At 74.5% G+C, this 12,286-nt stretch carries 8 protein-coding genes; 4 read left to right on the forward strand and 4 right to left on the reverse strand.

Going from position 1 to position 12,286, the window contains the following annotated elements; genetic code table 11:
- The coding region (locus E1265_RS24375) for a hypothetical protein (protein WP_132933153.1) at positions 1-432 on the reverse strand (432 nt) is incomplete at its 3' end.
- A 176-nt stretch (positions 433-608) separates the two neighbouring features.
- Here E1265_RS24375 and E1265_RS24380 point away from each other — a divergent pair.
- Positions 609-2,108, forward strand: coding sequence for a PLP-dependent aminotransferase family protein (locus E1265_RS24380; RefSeq protein ID WP_132933147.1), 1,500 nt, complete (start codon positions 609-611; stop codon positions 2,106-2,108).
- A gap of 24 nt (positions 2,109-2,132) precedes the next feature.
- Here E1265_RS24380 and E1265_RS24385 read toward each other — a convergent pair whose 3' ends face one another.
- Positions 2,133-3,818: a bifunctional 3'-5' exonuclease/DNA polymerase gene (locus tag E1265_RS24385; RefSeq protein WP_132933148.1), complete on the reverse strand. Its 1,686-nt coding sequence runs from the start codon at positions 3,816-3,818 to the stop codon at positions 2,133-2,135.
- A gap of 46 nt (positions 3,819-3,864) precedes the next feature.
- Positions 3,865-4,695: a DeoR/GlpR family DNA-binding transcription regulator gene (locus tag E1265_RS24390; RefSeq protein WP_132933149.1), complete on the reverse strand. Its 831-nt coding sequence runs from the start codon at positions 4,693-4,695 to the stop codon at positions 3,865-3,867.
- Positions 4,696-4,820: 125 nt separating this feature from the next.
- Between E1265_RS24390 and E1265_RS24395 the strand changes: the two genes are divergently transcribed.
- A complete protein-coding gene (locus E1265_RS24395) occupies positions 4,821-7,136 on the forward strand; it encodes a hypothetical protein (protein ID WP_132933150.1) in 2,316 nt (771 codons plus the stop codon).
- 30 nt (positions 7,137-7,166) lie between these two features.
- Here E1265_RS24395 and E1265_RS24400 read toward each other — a convergent pair whose 3' ends face one another.
- Positions 7,167-9,611, reverse strand: a complete 2,445-nt coding sequence (locus E1265_RS24400; protein WP_132933151.1) for a right-handed parallel beta-helix repeat-containing protein — start codon at positions 9,609-9,611, stop codon at positions 7,167-7,169.
- Positions 9,612-9,991: 380 nt separating this feature from the next.
- On the opposite strand from E1265_RS24400, the gene E1265_RS24405 reads away from it, so the two are divergent.
- The gene (locus E1265_RS24405) at positions 9,992-11,419 is read left to right on the forward strand and encodes a family 2B encapsulin nanocompartment shell protein (protein WP_132933152.1); all 1,428 of its coding nucleotides are present in this window, start codon (positions 9,992-9,994) and stop codon (positions 11,417-11,419) included.
- A gap of 89 nt (positions 11,420-11,508) precedes the next feature.
- The coding region (locus E1265_RS24410) for a cyclic nucleotide-binding domain-containing protein (protein ID WP_243741079.1) at positions 11,509-12,286 on the forward strand (778 nt) is incomplete at its 3' end.

Below are 12,286 nucleotides of genomic sequence, written 5' to 3' on the forward strand. Positions count from 1 at the left end.
GCCCAGCAACACGCCCGTGACCAGCACCGTCACCTCGAGGGCCGTGCGCATCAGCCGGATGGACCGCCCGGTGATGCGGTGCAGGGCGGTCATCAGCCCGTCCCGTGGCCCGGGGCCGAACCTGGCCGATATGTACAGGCCCGTGGCGGCGCCATTGAGCACGACGGCGCCCAGCATCAGCGGGACGCGCGCCTCCAGGGCCGTCACCTCGGGGAGCAGCCGCAGTGTCAGGTCCATCGTCGAGCCGATGAGCAGCACGTTGGAGAGCGTGCCGAGGCCTGGGCGCTCCCGCAGGGGGATCCACAGCAGCAGCACCAGGGCGCCCGTGATGTTCACCACCATGCCGATGGAGATGCCGGTGTGCTCCGAGACGCCCTGGTGGAATACGTCCCAGGGATCGAGCCCGAGCCCGGCCCGCACCATCAGCGCCATGCTCGCGCCGTAGAGCGTGAGCCCGCCGTACAGCTGGAGGAGGCGGCGCGGTAGTCGCTTGTTCAACACTGCTCCCGTCGATCGGTCCCGCTGGCACGGGTGGCCTGGTGCGTGCCACCCTGTGGCCTGACTGGACCGCCGAACCATGGCCAATCAGCGAAAGGTGGACTGATTTCATGCCTCAGTGGACCTCGACCATCGGTGCCACCCAGCTCGCCAGGCTGCTCAACTCCGGGGACGGCCACCAGCCGACGACCGGCCCGCGCCGCCAACCCGCCTACCGCGCGCTGGCCGACGGGATCCGGCTGCTGGTCCTCGAGGGCCGGGTGCCCGTCGCCGCCAGGCTGCCCGCCGAGCGTGAGTTGGCCGGGGCGTTGGCCGTCAGCCGGACCACCGTGGCCACCGCCTTCGAGGCGCTGCGCGGCGACGGCTTCCTCGAGTCCCGCCGGGGCTCAGGCAGTTGGACGGCCGTGCCGCCCGGCAGACCGCTGCCGGGGCGGGCGCTCGAACCGCTGCCGCCGGACGCGGCCGGCCGGATCATCGACCTGGGCTGCGCCTCGCTGCCGGCCCCTGAGCCCTGGTTCACCCGCGCCTTCCAGGCCGCGCTGGCGGCGTCCGGGCCGGCCGCCAGGACGCACGGGGACTTCCCGGCCGGGCTCTCCGAGCTGCGGCAGACCATCGCCGACCGCTACACGGCTCGCGGCGTGCCCACCATGCCGGAGCAGATCATGGTGACCACCGGCGCCATGGGCGGGGTCGGCGCCGTCTGCCGGCTCTTCGTCGCGCACGGCGAGCGGGTCGCCGTGGAGCACCCCTCGTACGCCAACGTCCTCCAGCTGTTGCGGGAGGCCGGCGCCCGCCTCGTGCCGGTCCCGATGGCGGACGGTCTCGCCGGCTGGGAGCTGCCGCTCTGGCGCCGGGTCCTGAAGGAGGCGGCGCCGCGCCTGGCCTACGTGGTTGCCGACTTCCACAACCCCACCGGCGCGCTGGCCACCGAGGAGCAGCGCCGCGAGCTCGTCGCCGCGGCCCGCGCCGCCGGCACGCTGCTGGTGGTCGACGAGACCATGACGGACCTCGCGCACGACGTCGGCGCGCCCGCGCCACGGCCGGTCAGCGCCTTCGACCACGGCGGCTCCACGGTGGTCACGGTCGGCTCGGCGAGCAAGAGCTTCTGGGCAGGGCTGCGCATCGGCTGGGTGCGGGCCGCCCCCGAGGTGATCCGCAGCCTGGTCGCCGCCCGCGCCTATGCCGACCTGGGCAGCCCGGTGATGGAACAGCTCGCGCTGCACTGGCTGTTGACCGAGGGCGGCTGGGAGGAGGCGCTGACCCTGCGCCGCGCCGAGATCCGCGCCAGCCGGGACTCGGTCGTGGCGGCGCTCGGCGTGCACCTGCCGGACTGGGAGTTCACCGTCCCGACCGGCGGCCTCGCCCTGTGGGTGCGCACCGGCGGCCTGTCCGGATCCCGCGTCGCCGACGTGGCGGAACGGCTCGGCGTCCGGGTGCCCTCCGGGCCGCGCTTCGGCGTCGACGGCGCGTTCGAGGGCTATGTCCGGGTGCCGTTCACCGTCAGCGGCTCGCTCGCCACCGAGGCGGCGAGCCGCCTCGCCGCCGCGGCCCGACTGGTCGCCGAGGACACCCCCCCGGCGCTCCAGACCCCGGCCGGCTACACCACCTGACGGATCCCAGGCCCGGACAGACGCCTAGCCCTTGGCGTCGGCGTAGCACTCCACGACCGCCGTGGTCAGCGGGAAGCGGACGGGGGTCTCGCCGAACGTGAGGCGGCCGGCCGAGGCGGCCGCCGCGTGGACGGCCTCGATGACGGTCGACGCCTCCTCGGCCGGGCAGTGCACGATCACCTCGTCGTGCTGGAAGAAGACCAACTCGGCGGCCAGGTCCCACAGGGCCCCGCGCAGGGTGGCCAGCATCAGCAGGGCCCACTCCGCCGCGCTGCCCTGCACCACGAAGTTGCGCGTGAACCGACCGCGCGCCCGGGCCGAGGAGGACGAGCCCTGGTCGAGCGGCTCGGCCCGGTCCTCCGGCGGGATCCCGGCGGCCGCCGGGGGACAGGTGCGGCCCAGCCAGGTGCGCACCAGGCCGCCCTGCTCGCCGACCCTGGCCGCCTCGTCCACATAGCCGACCGCCGCCGGGAAGCGGCGCCGCAGCGCCGCCAACTGCCGCAGCCCGTCGCCCGAGGTCTGCCCGTAGATCGCGCCGAGCAGTGCCAGCTTGGCCGCCGCCCGGTCGCCGGAGAACCCGCCGTGGGCCAGCGCCGTGTAGAGGTCGTCGGCGGCGCCGGCCGCGGCCATCAGCCCGCGGTCCCGTGAGACGGCGGCCAGCACCCGGGGCTCCAACTGGGCCGCGTCCGCCACCACCAGACGCCACCCCGGATCCGCCACCACCGCGCGCCGCACCACCCGGGGGATCTGCAGCGCCCCACCGCCGTTGGTGGTCCAGCGGCCCGACGGCGTGCCGCCCGGCACGTACTCGGTGCGGAAGCGCCCGTCGCGCACCCACGAGCGCAGCCAGGACCAGCCGTGCGCGGTGTGGATCCGGTACAGCCGCTTGTACTCGAGCAGCGGGGCCACCGCCGGGTGGTCGACCTCCCGCAGCTCCCACGCCCGGGTGGACGACAGCCTGACGCCGGCCCCCGCGAACGCCCTGATGACCTCGGCCGGCAGGTCGGGCCGCACCCGGGCGCCGGGGCCGAACGCCGCCGACACCTCCTCGGCCAGCTCGGCGAGCCGCGCGGGCTGCGCCCCGCCCGGATAGCGGCGGCCCAGCAACTCGTCGAGCAGGCGCAGATGGATGTCCGCGCGCCAGGGCAGCCCGGCCCGCCCCATCTCGGCCGCCACCAGGGTGCCGGCCGACTCCGCCGCGATCAGCAGCCGCATCCGCTCCGGGTGCGGCACCGAGCCGGCCCGCGCCAACTGGCCGGCGTACACCTCGAGCAACGCGGCCAGCGGATCGGCGGTGGCGGGCAGCGGGGCGGGACCGGTGTCGAAGAGCGAGGGCTGCGCCGAGTCCGCCGCCGTGGGCCGGGGGTCGTCCGGCACCGGCAGACCGTGCAGCCTGGCGAAGGCGGCGCTCAGCGAGCGCGGCAGCCCGTAGCCGCCCTCGTGGCCGAGGAGCAGGGCCTCGGCCGCCTCCACGTCGTAACAGCGCGGCACCCGGAGCCCGGTCGCGAGCAGCCGGGGATAGACGCTCGCGGTGGACCGCCACACCCACCGGGTGACCCCGGGCCGGGCCCTGACCGCCTCGGCCGGGCCGCGCTCCACCGCGACGGGGCCCACCGGGCGCCCGGCCTCGTCGAGCGCGCACACCCGGACCGAGCCGTCGGCGTACTCCGCGAGGGCGTGTCTGCTGGCCCCCGACCTTTCCTCGCTCATGTGCGCGAGTCTGGCAGGCGCCGCTGACAACGCCCCGGCGCGCGCCTCAGCCCTCGAGCTCCCCGGCGATCACCAGCTCCGCCAGGTGCTCGGCGATCTCCTCGCGGTCGGCGCGCGGCAGCCCCGCGTCCGTCACCAGGGTGTCGACCTCGTCCAGCGTCGCGAACGAACTGAGGCCGGTCGTCCCCCACTTGGTGTGGTCCGCGACGACCACCACCCGGCGGGCCGAGCGGATGAAGTGCCGGTTGGTCTCCGCCTCGGCCAGGTTCGGGGTGGAGAGCCCGGCCTCCACCGAGATGCCGTGCACCCCGAGGAACAGCACGTCGAAGTGGAGGGAGGCGATCGCCGCGTCCGCCACCGGGCCGACCAGCGCGTCCGACGGCGTCCGCACCCCGCCCGTGAGCACCACGGTCGCCCCGCCCGCGCCGGCCGGCCGGCCGCCGTCGCCCGGCTGCCCGGCGTGATGGAACACGTCCGCCACCCGCACCGAGTTGGTGACCACCGTCAGGTCGGGCACCTCGAGCAGCTCGTGCGCGAGCGCGAAGGTCGTCGTGCCGCCGGAGAGCGCCACCGCGCTACCGGGCGTCGCCAGCGTCGCCGCGGCCCTGGCGATGGCGCTCTTGGCCGACAGCTCGAGCGAGGACTTGGCCTCGAAGCCGGGCTCGTGCGTCCGGCGCTCGGCCACCGGCACCGCGCCCCCGTGCACCTTCTCCAACGAGCCCTGCCGCGCCAGCACGTCCAGGTCCCGACGCACCGTCATGTCCGACACCTGAAGCATCCGCGTCAACTCGCTCACCCGGATGCCGCCCCGCCGCCTGACCTCGTCCAGGATGAGCGCACGGCGCTGCCCCGCCAGCAGATTCTGGTTGTCGCTCACGGCGTCTCCTCACAAGTGAATGAGTCATCCTCGCATGCTCCAACATCTCTCGATCGGGGACGGTTCGGCGTGGCCCTGACAGGACAGAGGTCAAGGGAGGGCAAGTCGGTACAGGGGGAGACCGCATGAGCACGTTGCAGAGCACACCCACGCCGGACGGGCCGCCGGACGAGCCGGCGATCGAATTACTGGTGCACGGCGTCGGCGGCACCACGCCGCAGGCGATGCTCGAGGACACCCGCACCACCCGGGTCACCGGCGACGCCACCGCCTGCGTCCACCGCCGCACCGACGACCTCGACGACCGGCCCTGGGACGACGAGCGGCCGCTGCGCGAGGCGTACTCCTGGTCCAACCTCACCTCGGGCAACGGGGCCCGCGCCCTGTGGCTGCTGCTCCTCCCGTTCATGATCGTCAACCTGGCCCACTGGATGCGCCCGGCCGCCGACGGCACCCGCCGTACCCAGCTCGCCTTCGACGTGCAGGTGCGGCTGCTCGCGCTCTCGCTCACCGTGCTGTTCACCGCCGGCGCCTGCGCCGTCGCCCTCGACCTGGTCGCCTGGCAGTGCGCCGGCTCCGCCGCCTGCGCCGCGGACTCCGGCTGGCTCGACTCGCTGACCGGCGAGGGCTGGTGGGCCCAGCCGGGCCGGCGGCTCGCGCTCGGCGCCGCCCTGCCGCTGGTCCTGGTCCTGCTGCTGTGGGGGCTCTCGCACCGCACCTGGAGCGCCTACGAGTCGGCCTCCCCACCGGTGCGTCCGCGCCCGGACGGCGACGACCCGGCCGTGCTCAGCCGCGCCGGCTTCTGGTACGGCCGCGGCATCGTCGCCCGGCTGCGCGCCAGCCACACCGCCATCGGCCTGCTCACCATCGCCGCCGCGCTGCTCGCCGCCACGGGCCCGCACGACCGGGGCCCCGTGGGCGGCGGCGCGCTGGCCGCGGTCGGCTGGCTGCTGACCGGCCTCACGGCGGTCGGCTGGCTGGTCGTCGTGGTCCAGCTGGTCCGCCACGGCCGGACCGAGGAGCAGCCCGACGACACCCCCGAGCCGCCGTTGGCCCGCGCCCTGCCGTGGAGCGCCCTGCTGCTGGTGCTCGTGGTCGTCGCGCACACCGCGTGGAGCAGGCCCGAGTGGCTGACCAGCGGGCGTCACCCGGCCGGCGCCGGCATCTTCCCCGGGCTGATGATCGTGCAGGGCGTGCTGGTCGTGGGCCTGGCCCTGACCGCCCACCGGCTGCACCGGCAGGCGCCGAGCGCCGATCGCGGCGCGCTGGCCGGGCTCGGCGCCGCCTCCGTCGGGCTGCTGGCCTGCGGGCTCGGCGGGGTGCTGACCGGCGGCATGACCCAGTGGGTCGCGGACCGGCTCGCCCCCTCGGCCGGCGACGCGCCGGGCGCCATCCCGGGCCCGCCGGTCGTGCTGAGCTGGGAGGCTGCCGCCATCCCCGCGCTGCTCGTCGTGGTGGTGGGCCTCGCGGTGGCCGCCGGTCTCCGGGTGGTCACCAGACGCCGGGAGCTCGCGCCGGGCGTCAGGGACCGTTACCCGGACGAGGGCTGCGAGCCACAGGAGGACCGCAGCCGCAGCATCGCCTCGGCGGTCGCCCGCGCCGAGCTCACCGACTCGGCGCCCGTCCTGGTCGGCTGGATCACCGCCTCCTGCCTGGTGCTCGGCCTGGCCTGCGTCGCCGGGGCGCTGACCGGCGACCCGCCGTCCGAGGCCGCCGAGTCGGCGCCGGCCGCCGTCTCCGCCGTCTCCGACGCCTTCCAGAGCATGGGCTCCTGGCTGATGGGCGTGGGCGTGGTGCTGCTGGTCGCGCTCGGCCGCCGTGCCTACCGCGACGCCGGGGCCCGGCGCACCATCGGCATCCTGTGGGACGTCGGCACCTTCTGGCCGCGCGCCGCCCACCCCTTCGCGCCGCCCTGCTACGCGGAGCGCGCCGTGCCCGACCTGTCCTGGCGGATGGGCACCTGGATCGACGCGACCGGCGGGCGCCTGGTCATCTCCGGGCACTCCCAGGGCAGCGTGCTGGCCGCCGCGGCCGTCTGGCAGCTGGACGCGGCCAGCCGCAGCCGGATCGCGCTGCTCACCCACGGCTCCCCGCTCGAGCGGCTCTACGGCCGCTGGTTCCCCGTCTACTTTGGCCCGGCCGCGCTGCGCTCGCTCCACCGGGACGTGCCCTGTTGGCGGAACCTGTGGCGGGCCACCGACCCCATCGGCGGACCGGTACGGGTGGCCGGAGCCGACCTGCCGCCGGTCGACGCGGGACCGCTCGCCGACCCGCTGCACTACGGCCGCAACCTGGTCAGGCCGCTGCCCGAGCCGATCCTGGGCCACGGCGACTACGCCGCAGACCCGGCGTTCGCCGCGGAGCGCGCCGGCCTCTTCGACCGGCTGCTGCGCGGGCAGGCGCCGCCGCTGCCGGAGCAGCGGGCGGCCGAGCCGGTATGACCGCCGTGGGACCGGAGCCGAGGACGGGACTCAGAGCCCGGGGCCGCCCTGGGCGAGTGGCGGTAGGTCGTCCGGGTAGAGCAGGGTCAGCTCCTCGGTGCTCGGGTCGGCGAGCCGCGCCACCCGGCCGGCGTGCCGTTCCACCATCGCCTCGAACGTCTGCCTGGCCGTCCTGCCGTTGCCGAAGGAGGGGCCGCGGTCCATCGCCGTGAAGTACTTCAGCAGGGCGTCCTGGGTGCCGTCCCCCAGGTCGTACTGCTGGTCGTGGGCCTGCTGACCGACGATGCTCAGCAGCTCCTCGGGCGAGTAGTCGCCGAAGGTGATGGTGCGGGAGAAGCGGGAGGCCACGCCGGGGTTGACCGCCAGGAACCGCTCCATCTCGGCGGTGTAGCCGGCGACGATCACCACCACCGCGTCCCGGTGGTCCTCCATCAGCTTGACCAGCGTGTCGATCGCCTCGCGCCCGAAGTCCCGGCCGGCGTCCTCGGGGGAGAGCGCGTACGCCTCGTCGATGAACAGCACGCCGCCGCGCGCCCGTTCGAACGCCTCCTGGGTGCGGATCGCCGTCGAGCCGATGTGCTCGCCCACCAGGTCCACCCGCGACACCTCCACGAGATGCCCGCGCTCCAGCACGCCGAGGGCGGCCAGGATCTCGCCGTAGAGCCTGGCCACCGTGGTCTTGCCGGTGCCGGGCGAGCCGGTGAACACCAGGTGCCGGCGCACCGAGGCGGCCTTGAGCCCGGCCTGCTGGCGGCGCCGCCCGACCTCGATCATGTCGATCAGCGCCCGCACCTCGCGCTTGACCGTGTGCAGGCCCACCAGGGTGTCGAGCTCCGCCAGCACCTCGTCGGCCGGCCGGCTCTCCGCCGTGGCCGGCTCCTCGGCCGGGGGCGCCTGGCTCGGCGCGGCCGTGGCCGCGGCCGGCGTCGCGGTGGCGCGCTCCGTGCGGGCGGCGGGCGGGGGAGCGGCGTCGGTGGCCTTCAGCCGGACGTCGGCGCCGGGGGCGGTGGACTCGTCGCTGTGGCAGTCGGTCAGCACCGGACTGTCCTCGGCGAAGACGTAGCCGCCCCTGGCGCAGCGCTCGGTGCGGCAGCGGTTGAGCTCGGTACGGCAGCCGTCGATGACGTGGAAGCCGTAACCGCCCGAGTCGCTGATCCGGCAGCGGGTGAACCGGCCCCGGCCGCCCGCCGACACGTAGACCCCGGCCTCGGTCGCGCGGCTCACCGTGCAGTCCTCGACGGTCGGGTCCGCCCCCTTGGTGACGATGAAGCCGGTGCGCGCCTCGTGGATGGTGCAGCCGGTGACCGTGCCGCCGCTGCCCGGGTCGCGGAACCAGGCGGCGGTGCCGACCCGTTGGACGCGGCAGGCGTCGAGCCGCGCGGTGGCGCCGTCGCTGACCGAGACGGCCGAGCCGCGCACCTCCTCGAGCTGGCTGTCCACCACGTCCACCCGGGACCCGGAGTCCAGCACGAAGAGCGCGTCGGGCACGTGGTGCACCCGGCAGGACTCGAGCACCGCGGTGGCGCCGTCGCTCACCCAGACCGCCGGGTAGTCCCCGGCGCTGTCGTGGATCTCGCAGTCGTGGGCGTCGGCGTGGCTGCCCGGGTCCCAGACCGAGACGCCGTTGCGGCCGAACCGGCGCACGGTGGTGCGCACCAGCGTCAGCACCGAGCGGGAGCGCAGGTCGAGCGCGTTCTCCGGGACGTCCGAGACCACGCTGTCGGCGAGGGTCAGCACGGCGTCCGTGTCCATGGTCACGCCGTCGCCCGTGGTGGCGCCGATCCGGCAGTCGGTCAGGTGGGCGGTGGCCCGGTCCGCCAGGCGCACGCCCGTGCCCTTGATGTCAGTGAAGTCGCACTCCACCGCGTCCACCGCGGAGCCGTCCCCGGTGACCGAGAGGCCCGCCCCGCCGGCCTGCCCGACGCGGCAGCGCTCGAGCCGCAGATGGGCCGGGCCGCGCACGGTGATGCCCGGCTGGCCCGACTCGGTGACCTCGCACTCCTCGAAGAGACCGCCGCCGCCGTCGGCCACGCTGATCCCGGTGCCCGTCGGGTTGCTGACGGAGCTGTGCCGCACGGTCGGTCGGGCGCCGCCGCGCACCTCTATGCCGGCCGCCGAGGCGGTGCGGACCCGCACCCCGGCGAACTCGGGGGTGCTGTTCTCGACGAGCACCGCGGGCGCGGTCGTGTCCTGGCCCTCGATCAGCAGGTGCTGGATGGTCGCCGAGCCGCGCACGGTCAGCGGGACGCCGTCCGCCGGGGCGATCCTGGCCGGTCCGTCCTTGTCCTCCCCGGGGCCGCGCACCGTCACGGACTGCTCGATCACCAGGTTCTCGCGGTAGGTGCCGGGCCCGAGGACGAGGATGTCGCCGTCAGCGGCCGCGGCCAGGGCTTCGGTGACCGTGCTGTAGACGGCGGTCCGCCGCCGCCAGCGTGCTGTTCCGGTGTGCGTCACCTGGACCGAGCCCTTAGTCATGGACTGATGTGCCCCAAACGTGTCAACTGAGCGGTCAACTGGGCGCGCTACCACGCGTGCCTGGTCGCTCCACGTTAGCGCGCCGTGGACCGATGGGATGACCGGATCGGACACGGTGGACTTCGCGCCCTCGTCACCCCCCGCGCCCCACGGTCGTGCGCCGACGCGCCCCTCACCCCATGTGCTCACGCAGCGTGTCGTCATGAGTGCCTTGGGTGCGTGGACGCAGGAACGTCACGCCTCGATACCCAGGAAAGCCCTTGGGAAATCCCCGAGTTGTCCCCACTTTCGAGTGATTGCCCCCGGTCAGCCGTAGCCTTTAGCTTCTTCGCGGGATCCCTCAATTGGCTCTGTACGACCCCACATTGGCGGTGTAACGCATGACGACCTCGATCGAGCCGACCCCCGAGAGCGGTGCCCTGGAAAGCGGTGCCGCGCATTCGAGGCTCAGCCTCGACACGGCGGCGGCCCGAAATCTGGCGACCACGACCAAGACGCCGCCGCAGATGCAGGGGATCACCTCCCGTTGGCTGTTGAAGGTGCTGCCGTGGGTGCAGGTTTCCGGTGGCACCTTCCGGGTCAACCGGCGGTTGACCCACACCCTGGGGAACGGCCGGGTGGAATTCGTCTCCACCGGCGCCGAGGTCCGCGTGATTCCGGCCGAGCTCGGCGAACTGCCGGCGCTCGCCGGATACTCGGACGCCGAGGTGCTCGGGCTGCTCGCCGACGCCTTCGTCCAGCGGGACTTCGGCCCCGGCGAGGTGCTCGTCCAGGCCGGCGAGCCGGCCGACCGGGTGGTGCTCATCGCCCATGGCAAGCTCGGCAAGCGCGGCCCCGGGCGGTACGACGCCGACGCCGACCTTGGCGTGCTGGCCGACGGCGACTTCTACGGCGACCGCGTCCTCGCCGAGGAGGACCCGGGCACCTGGGAGCACACGCTGCGGTCGCTCACCAGCGGCACCGTGCTCACCCTCGACCGTGGCGCCTTCCAGGAGATCGCGGCGCGCGCGGCGGGGCTCGCCGAGCACCTCGCCGGACTCCGGGCCGCCGTCCCCGCACAGCGTAACGCCGCGGGCGAGGCGGACATCGCGCTGGCGTCAGGGCACGTGGGGGAGCCGGTGTTGCCGGGCACCTTCGTGGACTACGAGCTGGCGCCGCGCGAGTACGAGTTGAGCGTGGCGCAGACCGTGCTGCGGATCCACTCCAGGGTGGCCGACCTGTACAACGAGCCGATGAACCAGGTCGAGGAGCAACTGCGGTTGACGGTCGAGGCGTTGCGCGAGCGGCAGGAGCACGAGCTGGTCAACAACCGCGAGTTCGGCCTGCTCCACAACGCCGGGCTCGGGCAGCGGATCCACACCAGGAGCGGGCCGCCCACCCCAGACGACCTGGACGAGCTGCTGGCCACCGTCTGGAAGGAACCCAGCGTCATCCTCGCCCACCCCAAGGCCATCGCCGCCTTCGGCCGCGAGTGCAGCGCGCGCGGCCTCTACCCGACCAACACCCAGTTCGGTGGCCAGGCCGTGCCCGCGTGGCGCGGCGTGCCCGTGCTGCCCTGCAACAAGATCCCGGTGAGTGCCACCGGCAGCACCTCGATGCTGGCGCTGCGCACCGGCCAGGAGAAGCAGGGCGTGGTCGGGCTGCACCGCACCGGAATTCCGGACGAGTACCAGCCCAGCCTGTCCGTCCGGTTCATGGGGATCAACGAGCAGGCCGTGATCTCCTACCTCGTCAGCGCCTACTACTCGGTGGCGGTTCTCGTCCCCGACGCGCTGGGAGTTCTCGAGGACGTCGAAATCGGGCACTGAGCGCTACCGGAGAGGGCCGGGACCACGACCCTCCCACGGTGCCGGAATTCAGCTCCCAAGGCCACCGAGCAGAGAAGGAAGACGCCCGCGTGAACTCCCCGCTCACCCCCGTCCCCACCAGCCTGGAAACCGCCGCGGCGCGGAATCTGGCGACCACGACCAAGACACCGCCGCAGATGCAGGCCATCTCCTCCCGTTGGCTGTTGAAGGTGCTGCCGTGGGTGCAGGTTTCCGGCGGCACCTTCCGGGTCAACCGGCGGTTGACCCACACCCTGGGGAACGGCCGGGTGGAATTCGTCTCCACCGGCACCGAGGTCCGCGTCATCCCCGCGGAACTCACCGAACTCCCCGCCCTCCGCGGATTCCAGGACACCGCGGCGCTCGCCGCGCTGGCCGACGCCTGCGTGCAGCGCGAGTACGCGCCCGGCGACGCCATCGCCGACCACGGCGGCCAGGTCACCGAGGTGCTGCTGATCGCCCACGGTAAGGTCCGTCGACTCGCCCCCGGCGCCTACGACGCCGAGGCCGGCCTCGGCGTGCTCGCCGACGGTGACCACGCCGGCGCCGAGGCGCTCGCCGCGGAGCCCGGCGCCTGGCCCACCACCCTGCGCGCCCTCACCCGCTGCACCGTGCTCGCCCTGCCCCTGACCGAGGTGCGCGCCCTCGCCGACCGCTTCCCCGCGCTCCGCGCCCACCTCGACGGCTTCGCCGCCAGGCCGGCGCCGCCGACCAACCGGCGAGGCGAGGCGGACATCGCGCTGGCGTCAGGGCACGTGGGGGAGCCGGTGTTGCCGGGCACCTTCGTGGACTACGAGCTGGCGCCGCGCGAGTACGAGTTGAGCGTGGCGCAGACCGTGCTGCGGATCC

It is taken from the genome of Streptomyces sp. 8K308, assembly GCF_004348315.1.
Lineage (GTDB): Bacteria > Actinomycetota > Actinomycetes > Streptomycetales > Streptomycetaceae > Streptomyces.